Annotated in this window: 15 protein-coding genes and 1 pseudogene; 7 read left to right on the top strand and 9 right to left on the bottom strand. The window is 71.8% G+C overall.

Going from position 1 to position 15089, the window contains the following annotated elements:
- Positions 1-238: 238 nt before the first annotated feature.
- Both IF99_RS30895 and IF99_RS33500 read right to left on the bottom strand, forming a co-directional pair.
- Positions 239-1854: pseudogene (locus IF99_RS30895) on the bottom strand (tyrosine-type recombinase/integrase).
- 75 nt (positions 1855-1929) lie between these two features.
- A protein-coding gene (locus IF99_RS33500) for an IS5 family transposase (RefSeq protein ID WP_107048981.1) occupies positions 1930-2810 on the bottom strand; the annotation gives its coding sequence in 2 pieces (ribosomal slippage) (positions 1930-2444 and positions 2444-2810; 882 coding nt in all).
- Between the two features lie 89 nt (positions 2811-2899).
- Between IF99_RS33500 and IF99_RS0118405 the strand changes: the two genes are divergently transcribed.
- Positions 2900-3196 carry a hypothetical protein gene (locus tag IF99_RS0118405; protein WP_030997630.1) on the top strand — a complete coding sequence of 99 codons (297 nt, stop codon included), beginning with the start codon at positions 2900-2902 and terminating at the stop codon, positions 3194-3196.
- A 121-nt stretch (positions 3197-3317) separates the two neighbouring features.
- Here the strand turns inward: IF99_RS0118405 and IF99_RS34035 are convergent, their stop codons facing one another.
- Positions 3318-3458 carry a hypothetical protein gene (locus IF99_RS34035; RefSeq protein ID WP_158716619.1) on the bottom strand — a complete coding sequence of 47 codons (141 nt, stop codon included), beginning with the start codon at positions 3456-3458 and terminating at the stop codon, positions 3318-3320.
- Between the two features lie 434 nt (positions 3459-3892).
- Between IF99_RS34035 and panD the strand changes: the two genes are divergently transcribed.
- Positions 3893-4324, top strand: a complete 432-nt coding sequence (panD, locus tag IF99_RS0118395) for an aspartate 1-decarboxylase (protein ID WP_030997629.1) — start codon at positions 3893-3895, stop codon at positions 4322-4324.
- Positions 4325-4362: 38 nt separating this feature from the next.
- Here the strand turns inward: panD and IF99_RS0118390 are convergent, their stop codons facing one another.
- The 3 genes from IF99_RS0118390 to IF99_RS0118380 all read right to left on the bottom strand — a co-directional run bounded on the left by IF99_RS0118390 (position 4363) and on the right by IF99_RS0118380 (position 6885).
- Complete coding sequence (locus IF99_RS0118390; protein ID WP_199806513.1) at positions 4363-5466, bottom strand: PP2C family protein-serine/threonine phosphatase; 1104 nt, start codon at positions 5464-5466, stop codon at positions 4363-4365.
- Between the two features lie 345 nt (positions 5467-5811).
- Entirely contained in the window at positions 5812-6543 is a 732-nt protein-coding gene (locus IF99_RS0118385; RefSeq protein ID WP_030997627.1) for a bifunctional class I SAM-dependent methyltransferase/NUDIX hydrolase, read from the bottom strand.
- A 120-nt stretch (positions 6544-6663) separates the two neighbouring features.
- Positions 6664-6885: a DUF2945 domain-containing protein gene (locus IF99_RS0118380; protein ID WP_030997626.1), complete on the bottom strand. Its 222-nt coding sequence runs from the start codon at positions 6883-6885 to the stop codon at positions 6664-6666.
- A gap of 477 nt (positions 6886-7362) precedes the next feature.
- Between IF99_RS0118380 and IF99_RS0118375 the strand changes: the two genes are divergently transcribed.
- Positions 7363-8310: an SDR family oxidoreductase gene (locus tag IF99_RS0118375; RefSeq protein ID WP_051703555.1), complete on the top strand. Its 948-nt coding sequence runs from the start codon at positions 7363-7365 to the stop codon at positions 8308-8310.
- A gap of 3 nt (positions 8311-8313) precedes the next feature.
- On the opposite strand, the gene IF99_RS0118370 is transcribed toward IF99_RS0118375, so the two are convergent.
- Together IF99_RS0118370 and IF99_RS0118365 are read right to left on the bottom strand one after the other, a co-directional pair.
- The gene (locus IF99_RS0118370; protein ID WP_030997623.1) at positions 8314-9078 is read right to left on the bottom strand and encodes an MBL fold metallo-hydrolase; all 765 of its coding nucleotides are present in this window, start codon (positions 9076-9078) and stop codon (positions 8314-8316) included.
- A gap of 557 nt (positions 9079-9635) precedes the next feature.
- Positions 9636-9902, bottom strand: a complete 267-nt coding sequence (locus tag IF99_RS0118365; RefSeq protein ID WP_030997622.1) for a DUF4235 domain-containing protein — start codon at positions 9900-9902, stop codon at positions 9636-9638.
- A gap of 456 nt (positions 9903-10358) precedes the next feature.
- On the opposite strand from IF99_RS0118365, the gene IF99_RS0118360 reads away from it, so the two are divergent.
- Positions 10359-11195 (top strand): endonuclease I family protein, encoded by an 837-nt coding sequence (locus IF99_RS0118360; RefSeq protein ID WP_030997621.1) that lies wholly within the window; start codon positions 10359-10361, stop codon positions 11193-11195.
- A 77-nt stretch (positions 11196-11272) separates the two neighbouring features.
- Complete coding sequence (locus IF99_RS0118355) at positions 11273-12301, top strand: P1 family peptidase (protein WP_030997620.1); 1029 nt, start codon at positions 11273-11275, stop codon at positions 12299-12301.
- A 50-nt stretch (positions 12302-12351) separates the two neighbouring features.
- Here the strand turns inward: IF99_RS0118355 and IF99_RS0118350 are convergent, their stop codons facing one another.
- The gene (locus IF99_RS0118350) at positions 12352-12975 is read right to left on the bottom strand and encodes a TetR/AcrR family transcriptional regulator (RefSeq protein ID WP_051703554.1); all 624 of its coding nucleotides are present in this window, start codon (positions 12973-12975) and stop codon (positions 12352-12354) included.
- A gap of 113 nt (positions 12976-13088) precedes the next feature.
- Between IF99_RS0118350 and IF99_RS0118345 the strand changes: the two genes are divergently transcribed.
- Complete coding sequence (locus IF99_RS0118345) at positions 13089-14000, top strand: SDR family oxidoreductase (protein WP_030997618.1); 912 nt, start codon at positions 13089-13091, stop codon at positions 13998-14000.
- Positions 14001-14422: 422 nt separating this feature from the next.
- On the top strand, positions 14423-15046 hold the full coding sequence (locus IF99_RS0118335) for a DUF6461 domain-containing protein (protein ID WP_030997617.1): 624 nt from the start codon (positions 14423-14425) through the stop codon (positions 15044-15046).
- The last annotated feature ends 43 nt before the right edge of the window (positions 15047-15089 follow it).

The following is a 15089-nucleotide window of genomic DNA, read 5'->3' as shown; positions in this document are numbered from 1 at the left end:
AACTCTTCGACCAGGCACGCAAGATGAAACCGAGAGAGTCCCGTGAACAGCTGATGCGCCAGCACCGCCCGATTGACCATGATCGCCACAGCCGGATCACGCCATCACCTGGCACGACACCTCACCCGCTATCACGCACCAACTCGTTAGGCCAGCCGGTCTGCCCCCGGTGAATAGGCGCCGGCGTCGGGGCTCATAGGCCCCGACGCCGGTAGCAGCTGTCCTCGGCTATACGTGGTCAGGAGGAACGATTCTGCTGTGACGCGTCGCCCTTACGCGGCGGTGCCATCCTCGGCAGCCGAGCGGCTGGGGCTGCCTGCGGCATTACTTCGGGGACAGCCGCCAGCGCCTTACGCGCGTGAGGCACGAGCTGCACGACCTTCTCGGCGGCATCGCGTGCCAGGTCGTCGAGGACCGACTGGTAGATGTCCCTCGTGATCCGCGTGTCCGAGTGGCCGAGGGTCTCCGAGACGACCTTGATGTCGACGCCCGCCGCGAGCATCAGCGTCGCGGTGACATGCCTCAGGTCGTGAAGGCGGATCGGCGGAAGGCCAGCCGCCTCCGTCAGACGCTCGAACAGGTCGCTCACCTTGCCCGGGTGGAGGAGGGAGCCGTCCTCCTGGGTGAAGATGCGACCGGTGTCCTGCCAGCCTTCACCCCACGCCTCGCGCTCCCTCTGCTGGCGACTCTTGTGCGTGAGGAAGCCCTCATTGGTCTCGCCGTCCAGGGCGATCAGCCGGAGGCCGCTGTCCGTCTTGGGCGCACCCTCGTGGACCTCCCAGCCGTCTTGCACGAGTTGAGTGGCGATGGCCAGCGAGCAGTGCTTCGCGGAGTAGTCCTCCCACCGGACGCCGCAGGCTTCTCCTCGGCGGGTGCCTCGAAAGGCGATGAGTCGCCAGAGCAGGTACAGCCGGCCTCCTGCGACGAAGTCGAGGAAGACGGCGGTCTGCTCCGGCGTCCAGACCATGACCGGCGACGGCCTCTTGCCGGTTTCCTGCCAGCGAGCGATGCGCTCCTCGGTCCAGACCAGGGCCTTCGGCTTCGTCCCCGGAAGGAGCTCGACGTGAGCGGCCGGGTTGAAGGCGGGCATGACCTGCTGGGCGATGGCGACGTTCAGGGCAGCCCGGAGCGTGTCGCGAATGTGGGGTTGGGTGTTCAACCCGGTGACCCGGCGGAACGGCGGCATCGTGTCGAGCTGGGCGCGGAACCACTTCCGGCGTGCTCGATTCTCTGCCCCTTGTTCGGGGTGGCCTTCAGCTCATCGGCGACGGCACGGCGTTGGGCGTTCTGCTCCTGGATCTCGATGTTCCGCTCGTTGATGGCGTCGAACATCTTGTCGATGTGGTGGACCCGGAGCTTGTCGAGGCGAAGATGCCCCAGGTGCGGCTTGAGGTGGAGGCGGATATCGCACTCGTAGCGCGACGCACCGCCACGGCGCAGACGTTTCCGCCCCGCCAGCCAGGTATCGAGCCACTCCCCGACGGTGGTCTTGGAGTTGAGCGACTGACCCGTCTGGAACCGACGACGGGTCTCGTCGTAGTCCGGCAGAGGGGTCTTCTCCTTGACGCAGTCCTCCAGCAGATCGCTGATCTGCGTCCTGCCCCAGGCGTCGTCCTCCTCGGGAACCGCCATGAGGGCGCGGACCTTGCCCAGCTCCTCCTGGGCCTTGGTGGAGGTCTCGAAGCCACCACGACGAAAGCGCCGTCGGCGGCCGTCCTGGGCTGGGTCCAGCTCCTGGAACACCCCGAAGGTCCCGTGCCGTCGCGACTGGAGCTTCGGGCACGACGCCCCGAGGTCCTTACCGGTCTCGGGGTCAGTGCACCGGCACCGTCGCGTGATGGTGCCGTTCTTCATTCACGATCCTCGCCCTCGGGGTGCATGTCGGCCTCGTCGACGAACGACCTCGCCGCCTAGGCAGTGTCCGGCGGATCACTGGCGAAGCCAGAGTCGGATGGCTGCGGCGGTGACGGTGCCGTGGAAGACGTAGGCCCGCTTGTCGTAGCGGGTCGCGACCGCGCGAAAGTTCTTGAGCCGGTTGATGGTCCGCTCGATCTCGTTGCGGCGGCGGTAGTGGTCGCGGTCGAAGCCGGTTGGTCTGCCGCCTGCTCTGCCTTTGCGGCGGCGGTTGGCCCGCTGGTCCCTGGGTTCCGGGATCGTGTGCCGGATGTGGCGTCTTCGCAGGTAGCGGCGGTTTCGGCGGGAGCTGTAAGCCTTGTCGCCACTGACGTGGTCCGGCCGGGTGCGGGGCCGCCCGCCCAGCGGGCGGGGAACTCGTATCCGGTCCAGGACCTCGGCCAGTTGCGGGGCGTCGCCCCACTGACCCGGCGTGAGCAAGAGGGGCATGGGGCGGCAGCTGCCTTCGCCGGCGAGGTGAATCTTGCTGGTCAGGCCGCCCCGGGACCGTCCGAGTCCCTCGTCGGGCCGGTGGTGCCGGGGCGTCGTGCTTTTTTCGGGATCCGCGGACGGGCCTTGCGGGCGCCGGCCGCGTGCTGGTGAGCCCGGCAGGACGTCGAGTCGACACCGACCATCGGCCAGTCGATCCGCCTGGCCAGGTCGGCGTCGGCCAGGACCACTTGCAGGATCCGGTCCCAGGTGCCGTCCGCCGACCAGCGCCGATGCCGTTCATAGACGGTCTTCCACGAGCCATAACGTTCCGGCAGGTCACGCCACGGGACACCGGTCCGGACCCGGAACAGGATCCCGTTGACCACGACACGGTGATCGTTCCAACGGCCGCCCCGGCCCCCCAGAGGTGGCAGATGCGGCTCCAGTAACGACCACTCGCGGTTCGTCAGATCCCCCCGGCCCATATCCGAACCAACGAGCCATCAGTCAGAAAGTCACATGATCCGCCGGACACTGCCTAGCCCTCGCACGCGCCTTCATCCGCGAAGCACCCGTGGTCGTCCTCGATGAACCCACCGCCGCACTCGACGCCCGCGCCGAACACCAGATCTTCAGCCGTCTGCGGGCCCTCGCCGAAGGGCGAACCGCCCTCTTCATCACCCACCGCCTCGCCAACTGCCGCACCGCTGACCGCATCGTGGTCCTCCACGAAGGCCGCGTGGCAGAAACCGGCACCTACGCCGAACTCCTCGCCAACGAGCGTTCACTCTTCGCGGAACTGCACCGCCTCCAGGAAGGCACAGAGGAAGGCTCCGGGGAACCCCGTGGCACCCGCCTGCCGGCCGAGTGACGAGCCTGCCGGAGAATCCTTAAAGCCTACCCAGGAAGTCTCCGCCCGGCCGCTGCCGAGTTGGCCGAGCGGGGTACGGGTGGGAGGCGCTCGCCGTACCCCTGACCCTCCCGGGAGGACATCACGACTGGGCTCGGCTCCTCACCACCTGCGTGAATTCCGCCCGCAGGTGGGCCCCGAGCCCCTCGCGCGTCAGCGCGACGGCCAGTTCGAGGACCGTGCCGTACGGGAGGAGTGCGGCCAGGTGGTCGCGAATGAGCATCGTTTGGCGGGCGGTCCGGGCGCCGGGGGGGGGCGTGGGCCGACGTCGCCCTCGTCGTACGCGCCGCACATGACGTACTCGACGCGACCGCCCCCGGCCGCGCGTAGACGGATCGGAAACTTAAGCCGATGCGGCGGCCAGCAGCACGTCTACCAGTCTGTCCGCCGCATCCGGGCGCCCCGCGTGACGGTGATCACGGACGTCCTTCGGGGGGTGCTGCGTAGGCTTGGGTCGTCGCCACGGTGGGGTCCGCGAGAGTGGGCGAAGCCCTCCTCCAGTCACCTGACGGGGCGTCAGGAAAGTCAGCAAGTGGTCAGCATGAGTCCTGAAAAACCTGGGGACAGCTGCTCGAACATGCGACTCGTTGTAGGGTGTCGAAACAGCCCTTGACCTGCAAAAATGCAGGCAGGGAGCCTACTTGTGGGAGTGCCCCGATGTTGCGTACAATGTTCAAGTCCAAGATCCACCGTGCGACCGTCACGGAGGCCGACCTGCACTACGTGGGATCGGTCACCGTCGATGCCGATCTCCTCGACGCCGCCGACCTGCTGCCCGGCGAGCAGGTGCACATCGTCGACATCACCAACGGGGCCCGCCTGGAGACGTACACGATTCCGGGTGAACGCGGTTCCGGAGTCATCGGGATCAACGGGGCCGCCGCGCATCTGGTGCACCCGGGGGATCTCGTCATCCTCATGTCGTACGCGCAGGTCGAGGATGCCGAGGCGCGTTCCCTCGTGCCGCGCGTCGTCCACGTCGACGCCGACAACAAGATCATCGCCCTCGGCAGCGACCCCTCCGCGCCTGTCCCCGGTACGGCCTCGCGGCGCAGTCCCCGCGCCGTCCCCGCCGCGCAGCACGTCTGAGGCGCGGGACCCCCGTGTGAGAGCCCGGGGGGCGGCTCTCAGACGGGGCTCGCGGGTCCCTCGTACCGTACGGCGAGACACGCGATGTCGTCGTCCAGCTTCCCCCGGCTCTGCTTCAGCAGGGCCCGGTGCAGCAGCCGGAGCAACTCCTGCGGCATGAAGCCCGGCGGCACCCCGCCCGCCCACTGCTCCAGCGGGAAGAACGCGCCGTTCTGGGCCCGGGTCTCCGTCACCCCGTCCGTGTACAGCAGCAGCGTGTCCCCAGGCCCGAACGGCACCCGCTCCACCGTGTACGTGGTGCCGAGGATCTCCGCCAGATTGATGGGCGGAGACGCCGTGCGCGGTTCGAGGCTGCGCGGTGCGTCGTCGTGGAAGAGCAGGGCGGGCGGGTGCCCGCAGTTCAGGAACGACAGGTGCGTGCCGCCGTGCGGGATCTCGACCAGGATCGCCGTCGCGAACTCCTCGGCGCCCGCGCCCGGCCGCGAACGGCAGTAACGGCCCATGCTCGTGTCCAGGCGCTCCGCCACGTGGGCGAGGTCGTGGGCCTCGTACGCCACCTCGTGGAACGAGCCGAGCAGCGCGGCGGCGACTCCCACGGCCGGCAGCCCCTTGCCCCGTACGTCTCCGAGCAGGAGCCGCAGTCCGAAGGGGGTGTCCGCCGCCGCGTAGAAGTCCCCGCCCACCTTCGCGTGCGGCGCCGCCGCGAGGTACAGCGTCGCGATCTCCAGGTGGGCGACGCGCCGTGCCACCGGGCGCAGCAGCACCTCCTGCGTCGTGTTCGCGACCGCCTCCACCTCGCTCAGTGTCCGCTCCCGCTGCGTGCGCAGATGACTCGCGTACGAGGCGGCGAGCGTCACCGCCGCGATCGAACCCGCCGTGAACAGCGAGTCGTCGTTCGCGGCGAGCACCGCGTACACCAGCACAGCGAGCGCGCTCGCTCCGCCGAGCACCAGTGTCGCCCCCACCCGCCACAGTGAGGCCGCGAGCGCGGGAGCGACGACGAGCAGCCGCGTGAACGGAAGCTGGGGCGGGGTCAGCACCGCGAGGAGGGTGATCGCCACCGTCACCGCCGCGGGGGCCAGAAGCACCGGGTCCCTTCGCCACGCCGCGACCCACTTCGCTCTCGCACCCAGAACACGCATGAAAGGGATGGTAGGGAATCAAACGCCCGGCTTCGGGTGACGCGCCCGCCCGCGCGCCGTCCCGCCGCCAAGCGCTCCGACGATCGCCGCCTTGCTGCGTGGGCGAGCGCGGTGATGGCTAAGCGGGGGCGGACGGGGTCGCGGGTGACCGGGCGGTGCAGCCCGGCCGCGGCCCCGTGCACGACGACGTGATGCAGGGGCGGGCTTTCCCGCCCCTGTCCTGACACCGCCTGCGTCCAGGTCCCGCGGACTCGCCCCCTCGGCTACATCACCGTCGCCCACCACCGGCACGCAGGAAGGGAACGCGGCGCTCGGCACGGACCTGCGCGGCCCTACCAAACGCCCTCACCGCTCACGCCGCGCCACGAGCACCCGCTCCCCGGTCTCCTCCCACCGCAGCCCGCACGCGGCGAGTTCCCCGGTCAGCACCTCCAGCGGCAGCATCCGCGTCAGGAACCGCTCCCCGCGCCGCCGCACCACCCGCTCCCCGCGCCGCACGGTGTACGTGAACGCCAGCTCTGCGCCCTCCTCGCACGCCGTTTCCCGCACCTCGCCCTCGTAGGTGTCGGCTCCCACCCGGACCGGCGTGAACACCGCGCCCTCCGCCTCGCGCGGTGCCCGCGCACGTGGCCGGTCCAGCAACAGCAGCCCGCCCGGCTCCAGGACACGTGCCGCCGCCTCCCACAGCTCACGGCGCGCCGCGTCGTCGAGCGTCGGGACGACGTTGTGGCACACCACCACCTCGGCGGAGGACTCCGGAATGTCCGCGTCCGGCAGGGTACCCGGATGTACGGTCACGCGCGCCCGGCGGTCCGCCCGGGACCACGCGAGACGGGTCAGCAGCAGTGAGCGCATCGCCGCCGAGGGCTCCACGGCGTGCACCGGCGCCCCCGACCGCGCGAGCGCCATGAGACTCACCGTCCCGCTCCCGGCACCCACGTCCACCACCGCACCTCGTGCCGCGGCGACCCGTGCCCCGTACCACTCCGCGACGAGCCGGCTGTCCCGCTCGGCCTGGAGGATGTCGTAGAACTCCGCCGTCGTCCGGTACGCGTCCGCGCTCTCGCCGTCAGTCATGGCGCCACCGTGCCCGCCGGACGCCCGCCGCCACGGAAGGCGTGGCCGGTCCCGGCACGGAAAAGGGCCGGTCCCGCACGGAAAGAGGACGGTTCCGCGCCGGGACCGGTGGTGCCGGATTCAGCGCTTCTTGCGCAGCGACTCCGGCTTGTGAACCGCCCGCTTGCCGCTCTTGTCGCTCTCGACCTCGTACTGCGGCTCCTCCGGCGAGGCGTCCACGGTGCGCCCGGCCGCCTCCGTGCGCGTGTCCACCTTCTTCGTCACCTCGCCCTCGACCTCCTGACCGTGGCTGCTCCACGTCACGTCGTCGCCGCGCCGCAGCTTCTTGTCCTTCTTCGCCATGAGACCGCCTCCCGTACGGGGGCGCGTGCCAACACCGGTACGCGCCGTCCCTGCCCAGCCTTCCGTGCTCCCGGCGCTCGCGCGCCCCGGCACCGCCGAACGGCCTCTTCCGGCCCCCGCCCGCTGGCGTCCGCCCGCCCCGCGTGGTCGGCTGGCTCGCGAACGCAGGACGCACGCCGGCACCGAGGGCAGCACGGAGCCGCACGGAGGTCAGGACCGAGCAGCACCGAGGACGGTACGGACGGCGCCACGGGCACCCCGCCCGGCAGCAGGTGGCCGCCCGCAGCCGAGAACGTACGGCCGAACCGGCATGGAGGTCCCATGGGCGTGTCCGCGAGGTCCCGCACAGGTGCCACGGCGCCCCGCACGCGCTCTCGCCGCGCCGGCCCCAGATCCCCGTACGTCCAGCACGAGGATCAGGAGCCGGCACACCGGGAGCACGCGCCGGGCACCACCCAGGACCTCGCCGACACGCACATGCGGCGAGGAGTGCCGGACGCGGCCCCCGGCCACGCGGTGCCCGAGGCCCCCGTGCCCCGCCGCGTCGCCGTCGTGACCGGTGCCGCGCGCGGCGTCGGCGCCGCCCTCGCCCGTGCCCTCGCGGCCCGTGGTCTCGCCGTGGCCCTCCTCGGCAGGGAACTGGCGACGCTGGAGGCTGTCGCCCGTGAACTGCCCGTGCCGACCTGCTCGCTGGAGGTCGACGTGACCGACGAGCCCGCCCTGCGCGGCGCCGCCGACTGCGTGCGGGACCGCCTCGGACCCGCCTCCGTGGTCGTCGCCAACGCGGGCATCGCCGCGGCGGGCCCCTTCGCGCACACCGACGCCGCGCTGTGGGACCGCGTCATCGCGGTCAACCTCACGGGCAGCGCCGCCACGGCGCGCGTCTTCCTCCCGCACCTCCTCGCCACGCGCGGCCACTTCCTCCAGGTCGCCTCCACGGCCTCCTTCGGCTCCGCGCCCATGATGAGTGCCTACTGCGCGTCGAAGGCCGGCGTCGAGTCCTTCGCCCAGGCACTGCGCAACGAGACCGCCCCGGCGGGTGTCACGGTCGGCATCGCCTACCTCCACTGGACCGGCACCGGCATGATCGAGGACCTCGACAGGAACCCCGTCCTGCGTGCGCTGCGCGCCCACCAGCCGGCCTTCGCCGCCCGCGTCCACCCGCCCGAGCAGGTCGCCGCCTGGCTCACCAGGAGCATCGCCCGCCGCACACCCACCGTCTACGCGCCGCCATGGCTCCGCTTCCTCCAGCCCCTGCGGCCGGTCTTCCCGTACGCCGTCTCGTTCGTGTCACGCCGCGCCCTCGCCCGCCTCGCGCCCGCCGACCTCGCCCGCGAGGCCGGAGTCCTCGGACCGGGCGGGCGCGCCGACTGGGGCGCCGAGGACCGCGGCCCCGCACGCCCCGTGACGCCCCCGCACACCTGAACCTCACGCCCCGGCGTGCTCCCTGGCCCGCGCGACGGCCTCGCGCACGTCCCCCCGGTAGACGGGCCCGTGCCCGGCGAGCAGCGTGTCGGCCTGTATCGCCTCGAACGCGGCGAGCGAGGCGAGGGTACGGGCCCGGTCGGCGTGGAACATCCCGGGCAGCAACTGCGGGCCCGCGAGGCGCGAGGTGGGGTGCTCCGTCACGAGCGCGTCGCCGCTGACGAGCACACCGTGCTCCGGCAGGTGGTACGCGCAGTGCCCGCGCGTGTGGCCCGGCGTGTGCACGGGCACGGGCCCGCCCGGCAGATCGAGCGCCCCGGCGACGGGGAAGGCCCGCGGCCCGGCGACCGGCACCGCGCCCAGCCCTCCCGAGCGCACGGCACCCACGGCCCAGGGAAGCACTCCAGGCCGCCAGGCTCGCGCGAGGATCTTCCCGACGGTCACCTGGTGCAGGAACTCCCGGCGCGCGTGCGGGACTTCCTCCTCGTGCATGAGGACATCGGTCCCGTAGGTGGTGCGCAGGTGCTCGGCCGCCCCGATGTGGTCGCCGTGCGCGTGCGTGATCAGGAGGGCCCGTACGGCCTCCGGCGCGATGTCCAGCTTCGCGAGCGAGGCGAGCAACGCCTCCCTGTCCCCGGGATATCCCGAGTCGATCAGCGTCGCCGCCTCCCCGTCCTTGACGACGACCCAGTTCGTGTCGCTTCCGTGGACCAGGTGCACCCCCGCCCCGACCTCGACGATGTCCTCGTCCCGCAGTCCTGCCGTCATGACCCGCCCTTTCCTGCCGGTGACACCTCTTCAGGAGGTGGCGCCACCGTTGTGGTCACGGCAGGCACCTCAAACGCCCGCCGCTTGCTTTCCCGCCGCATACTGCCCCGCGTCACGTGTAGAGGGAAAGCGGGGGCGGATGGGGCGGGTGCGCACGGGAGTTGCCCGTGTGGTGCTGGCGGGCTGCGGGCTGCTGGCATCCGGTACGGCGGTGACATGGAGCCGCGCGCCGACGTTCTCCTCGGCGCGGGTGGGGGCGAGGGAAGCGTCGTGCGGAGGGACGCGACGAATGGGCTCAGGACGCGGCCTAGGAGCCGCCTCCGCGCCACGGGGACACCGGTGCACGCCGCCCTCGACGCGGACGGACGGTCTTGCCGCGAGCGCCGCGTGAGAAGGCCCTGCTCGCCGCCGCGTCCCGGGGCGGCGGCCTCGGCTCCTCCCGGGGTGACACGCGCACGGGGACGCGGCTCCACCCGGGCCCGCTGACGACCGCCGGCACCCGTGGGGCGCGCCCGAAACGCGCCCCACGGGTGCTGGCCCAGGCGGTCGATCCGCGCTCAGCCGGGCCACTTTCCCGTCAGGCGCTTCGCCGCCGTCGCTCCGCCCCGCTCCACGGCCGCACGCACCGTCGAGAAAATGGCCCCCTGGAGGGCCGCCGCCAGAAGGATCTCGCCCCACTGCCGGTCCTCGTCACCGGCCGCCGGAGCCTCGCCCTCGTGCCCGAGCCTCTTCCACGCCTGCCGGAAGAGCGCACCGGCCACCATCCCGGCGCCCATGCCCAGCGCCATCCCCACCGGCTTGTACGCGACCTTGTCGACCCTCACGTCCCGCTCACCCCTTCCTGGTGCTCCTGTGCGCGCCACCTCACCGTGGCGTCCGCCCCCGGGTACCCCCCGCGGCCCCGGTCAGACACGGTCGTCGGCGACGGCGAGCCGCCCGGCGTACTCGGGGCACGGGCGGGTACGGCGTGCCGTGCTGCGACCGGACGACGAGCGCGACCCCCGGCGGGGCCGTACGGCCGCCGGGTCCGCGACCCCGCCCGGCGGCCTCCGCGCCCCGGCCGAGGTCCGCCCTCACCCTCTCTGAGCACGCCGTGAAAGAGACGATCCATATGAGGCTGTAAGGAGCGATATCAAGCACCGCTTGCTGTCGCCCTGCGAGAACAACAAGTAAGGGTTGTGTGAGAGGCGCCCTCCGAGGGCGCCCCGCATGGGACATTCCCCGGGACCTGACGGAGCGCCACGCCGCCCGCAAGGCGGCGCCCAGCGAGAGGGCCCCGCATGACGACCCCCCATGACCCCCGCCCCGCCCACCACGTCCGCAGAACCGCCCTCGCCCTCGCGGCGGCGGCAGGACTCCTGCTCACCAGCCAGAGCCTGCCCGCGGCGGCCGACGCCCCCCGCACTGTCGCGGCGAGCGACCGCACCGCGACGGCCGCCGACTACTACGCGAGCGTCGAGGGGAAGACGGGCCCGGCCCTCAAGAGCGCCCTGCACACCCTCATCAGCGACCAGGACACCGTCACCTACAGCCAGGTGTGGGACGCCCTGAAGAAAACCGACGAGGACCCCGCCAACACCGCCAACGTCATCGAGTTGTACACCGGCAAGTCCATAGCCAAGTCCCGTCAGGGCGGCGCGCAGGGCGACTGGAACCGCGAGCACGTCTGGGCCAAGAGCCACGGCGACTTCGGCACTGCCACGGGCCCAGGCACCGATCTCCACCACTTGCGCCCCGAGGACGTCGCCGTCAACGGCGTCCGCGGCAACAAGGACTTCGACGACGGCGGCGGCGCGGTCAGCGGCGCGCCGGGCAACTACACCGACAGCGACAGCTTCGAGCCGCGCGATGCCGTCAAGGGCGACGTCGCCCGCATGATCCTCTACATGGCCGTCCGCTACGACGGCGGCGACGGCTTCCCCGACCTCGAACCCAACGACAAGGCGGGCAACGGCTCCGCACCCGCCATCGGCCGCCTCTCGGTCCTCAAGGAGTGGAACGAACTCGACCCGCCCAGCTCCTTCGAAGAACACCGCAACGACGTCATATTCGACAGCTACCAGCACAACCGCAACCCGTTCATCGACCACCCCGAGTGGGTCGAGTCCATCTGGTGACCCCGGCCCCGCCGATGAGCTGACACCTCCTCCGCCCGCCGGGGAAACGATTCCCCGGCGGGCGGTAGCCTCCGCGCATGACCGCCACCACGTCACCCCGGGCGAGAGACCTCGGCCTCGGCGCCGGAACGCTGCCGACCGGGCACCACAACGCGATCACCGATGTCCCCGGCATCCGCGTCGGCCACACGACCGTGACCGACCCGCCCCGGGTCCACAGCGGCGTCACCGCGGTACTCCCCGAGGACATCGGCCCGCGCAGCCCCCTGCCCGCGGGCTTCTTCGCGGGCAACGGCTACGGGAAGCTCATCGGCACGACCCAGCTCGCCGAACTCGGTGAGCTGGAGACGCCCCTCCTGCTCACCTCCACCCTCTCCGCGTTCCGCGTCGCCGACGCCCTCGTGGGCTGGGTCCTCGAACAGCCCGGAGCCGAGGACGTCCGCAGCCTCAACCCCGTGGTCGGCGAGTGCAACGACGGCCTCCTCTCCGACATCCGCAGCCGCCCGGTCACCGAGGAACACGTCCGTGCTGCCCTCGCTTCGGCCAGCACCGGACCCGTGGCGGAAGGTTGCGTCGGCGCCGGTACGGGCATGAGCGCGCTCGGCTTCAAAGCGGGCATCGGCACCAGCTCGCGCGTCCTGCCCCTCGCCGGGCGCGAGGTGACCCTCGGTGCCCTCGTGCAGGCCAACTTCGGCGGCACCCTGCGCCTCGGCTCCCGTACCGTCACCCCGGCCGACCTCGGCCTGCCCACCCCCGCACCGCTTCCCGACAGCGGTTCCTGCGTCGTCGTCCTCGCGACGGACGCCGCGCTCGACGCCCGCCGGCTGACCCGCCTCGCACGCCGCGCCGTCTTCGCCCTCGCCCGCAGCGGCGCCTCGTACAGCCACGGCTCCGGCGATTACGGCCTCGCCTTCACCACCACCCGCGCCGCCGCCCCCCTTGTCCCCGACGCGGACCTCGACCCGCTCTTCACGGCAGCGCTCGACGCGGTCGAGGAAGCGGTCCTCAACTCCCTCCTCGCCGCGACGACCACGACGGGCCCGCGCGGCGACGTCCGCCACGGTCTCCCCGCCGCACGGCTCCTGAGCTTCCTCGGAAACGGCTGAGGATCGGCGGCGGGGCAGGGAGTCGCCCGGCGTGGTGAGCGCCGTCGTCCTCAACCGTCGCTTTGGGGCCCCTGCCGCCCGTGCCAGTCGCCGGTGAGCGCGTCGCTCAGAGTCGCGAGCCCCTCGCGGAGCAGAGCGGTCAGCGGCACCTCCTCCGAGGCTGCCCCGCCCTCGGGCCGTTCTTCGCCGACCCACTGGGCGAATGCGGTCTTGAAAACGCAGCAGCCGGCCTCGGCGAGGAGGCTCGCACGCGTCGGCTCCACCCCGCGCAGGCGCAGGGCCTCCGTGAGCGCGCGGGCCAGGGAGGCGAGCTTGATCAGCTCGCGTTCCCGCAGTTCCTGGTGCGCGCCGATGACCGCCTGGCGTGTACGCGCCTGTTCGCGCAGCCCCCGGAAGTGAGCGCCGAGCGCGTCGAGCCCGGCCGCCAGCGCGGCACCGGGCGAGGCGCCCTCGGGAGCCGCCGCCACCGCCTCCACCAGCGCCGTCTCCAGTCCGCGTGAGCCGCCGAAAAGCACTTCCCGCTTGTCGGGGAAGTGCCGGAAGTACGTGCGCTCGGTGAGCCCGGCGCGGGCGGCGATCTGCGCGACGGTGGTCCGCTCATACCCGTACTCGCTGTACAGCTCCAGCGCGGCGTGCGCCAGCCGCTCCTTCGTGTGGGGCTCCCATCTCGCCATGAGTCCGATTGTATGCGGCCCCCACCTCGTGATGTCAGTGACTGACGTGAGAGTGTTAGCCTGAACGACGACAGTCACTGACATCGAGTGTGATCATGTTGAGGAGTACCGTCATGCGCGTCTTCGTCACCGGGGCCTCCGGCTGGATCGGTTCCGCCCTCGTCCCCGAACTGCTCGCCGCCGGACACCAGGTGCTGGGCCTCGCCCGCTCGGAGGCATCCGCCGCCGCCCTGGAGAAGGCCGGCGCCGAGCCCGTCCACGGCTCCCTCACCGACCTCGACCTCCTCGCGGAAACGGCCCGCAGCAGCGACGCCGTCGCCCACCTCGCCTTCCGGCACGACATCGCTTTCGCCGGCGGCGACTTCGCGGGCGCCGCCCAGTCCGACCGTGCCGCCGTGGACGCCTTCGGCGAGGCCCTCGCCGGCACGGACAAGCCGCTCACGATCGCCTCGGGACTCATCGGCCTCGCCCCCGGTGAAGTGGCCACCGAGGCCACCTGGCCCGTAGGGGACGGTGACGACCCCGGCTCGCAGCGCGCCGCCACCGCCCGCGCCACCGTGGCCCTCGCGGAGAAGGGCGTCCGCTCCTCGGTCGTCCGCTTGGCACCCACCGTCCACGGCGAGGGCGACGCCGGTTTCGTCCCCACCCTCGTCGGCATCGCCCGCGAGAAGGGCGTCGCCGGCTACATCGGCGACGGCACCCAGCGCTGGCCCGCCGTCCACCGCCTGGACGCCGCCCGCCTCTTCCTCCTCGCCCTGGAGAACTCCCCAGCCGGAACCGTCCTGCACGCGACGGCGGAAGAAGGCGTCTCGCAGCGCGACATCGCCACCGTGATCGGCGAGAACCTGCACCTCCCCGTCACGTCCGTCGCTCCGGCCGACGCCCCCGCCCATTTCGGTTGGCTCGCGGGCCTCGCCGCCCTGGACTCCCCGTCCTCCGCCACCCGCACGAAGGCCCTCCTCGACTGGAACCCCACCCAGCCCGGCCTTCTGGCAGACATGGCGGCCCACTACTTCACCGCCTGACGCCTCCCGGCGCCGCACTCCGCTCGCGTGCCGCGCTCTGCTCCCGCACGGGGGGAGCGGAGCGCGGCGCGGAGCGGTGAAACGGCCTCGTCCGTCGGGAGGCCCACATGTGCCGGGCTGGAAGCTGTGCGCGGGCTTGGACGGGTCGGCTTTCCCCGGCCGCTGCGACACGCTCGGCCGCCTGCTCTCCGGCGTGCACCCTCAGAGGGCGGTTCGTGAGCTGATGTCCATTCCCGGCTGAGGTTGGGACAGGCTGCTGTCGCTGAGCGCTTTGCTTGGCCAGTTGAGCGCCGGCAACGGCGGCTCCAGCGCTTTCCGGCCGACAGCGTGATCACCTTGGCGCTGCACGATGAGATCGCCTTGTCGGTGGGGCTGCATAGGGTGCACCCGAGGATCACTGGCTATAGGTGAGAGGCGAAGGCATGCGCGACGGGATTCGGTGGCTTGTCGATCTGGAGCACTGGATGTCCAGCGTGGTGTTCGCACGCGGGATATCCGCGCAGGAACTGGCGGTGCGCATGGGAGGTGACCGGAACGGCGCTACCGAGCCGATCACCGACGCCGAAGCGTGGGATCTCGGCCAGTGGTACCGACCCGGCGAGGAAGGCGATGGTGTCGTACGGGTCGGAGAGCATGAAGGCTGGTCCTTCGCTCTGGAGTACGGGGACTCGACCGGCGGGGACCGTCTGGCAGAGATCTCCCGAGAAGGGGAAGCCCTCCACTACGTGCCGATGCAAGAGCACCCGCCGGCCACAGTCTTCTACGCTCGGGACGGCGTGGAGCTGTGTGGCTTTGGGCTGGGCGAGGAAGTGTGGCGCTGGGGTCGGGAGCCTGACCTGCTGCTTCCCGAGCTCGCTAGCGGGTACGTGCTGCAGCCCGACGGGAAAACGCTCATCGCCCCCGAAGGCGAGCACTACACGGATACCTACCGGCGCACCCTCGGCGTTATCGAGCAGCGGTTCGACCTCTCGCTCTCCCCGGCCTACCTGAAGGAAGCCCGCCTGCCGGCGTATGCAGTTCGCGGCACCCCGGACATGCATATCTGAGCGATCGCGGGGGCCACCAACCCATGTGTTCACTCGTCAGCTG

The organism is Streptomyces sp. NRRL F-5630 (genome assembly GCF_000719475.1).
Lineage (GTDB): Bacteria > Actinomycetota > Actinomycetes > Streptomycetales > Streptomycetaceae > Streptomyces.
This window is presented reverse-complemented; position numbering and strand designations above follow the sequence as displayed.

Excerpts from the sequence above, each read along its gene's own strand:
- IF99_RS34035 (WP_158716619.1), bottom strand. The coding sequence starts at position 3,458 with ATGCTCATTCGCGACCACCTGGCCGCACTCCTCCCGTACGGCACGGTC.
- panD (WP_030997629.1), top strand. The coding sequence starts at position 3,893 with ATGTTGCGTACAATGTTCAAGTCCAAGATCCACCGTGCGACCGTCACG.
- IF99_RS0118390 (WP_199806513.1), bottom strand. The coding sequence starts at position 5,466 with ATGCGTGTTCTGGGTGCGAGAGCGAAGTGGGTCGCGGCGTGGCGAAGG.
- IF99_RS0118385 (WP_030997627.1), bottom strand. The coding sequence starts at position 6,543 with ATGACTGACGGCGAGAGCGCGGACGCGTACCGGACGACGGCGGAGTTC.
- IF99_RS0118380 (WP_030997626.1), bottom strand. The coding sequence starts at position 6,885 with ATGGCGAAGAAGGACAAGAAGCTGCGGCGCGGCGACGACGTGACGTGG.
- IF99_RS0118375 (WP_051703555.1), top strand. The coding sequence starts at position 7,363 with ATGCGGCGAGGAGTGCCGGACGCGGCCCCCGGCCACGCGGTGCCCGAG.
- IF99_RS0118370 (WP_030997623.1), bottom strand. The coding sequence starts at position 9,078 with ATGACGGCAGGACTGCGGGACGAGGACATCGTCGAGGTCGGGGCGGGG.
- IF99_RS0118360 (WP_030997621.1), top strand. The coding sequence starts at position 10,359 with ATGACGACCCCCCATGACCCCCGCCCCGCCCACCACGTCCGCAGAACC.
- IF99_RS0118355 (WP_030997620.1), top strand. The coding sequence starts at position 11,273 with ATGACCGCCACCACGTCACCCCGGGCGAGAGACCTCGGCCTCGGCGCC.
- IF99_RS0118350 (WP_051703554.1), bottom strand. The coding sequence starts at position 12,975 with ATGGCGAGATGGGAGCCCCACACGAAGGAGCGGCTGGCGCACGCCGCG.
- IF99_RS0118345 (WP_030997618.1), top strand. The coding sequence starts at position 13,089 with ATGCGCGTCTTCGTCACCGGGGCCTCCGGCTGGATCGGTTCCGCCCTC.
- IF99_RS0118335 (WP_030997617.1), top strand. The coding sequence starts at position 14,423 with ATGCGCGACGGGATTCGGTGGCTTGTCGATCTGGAGCACTGGATGTCC.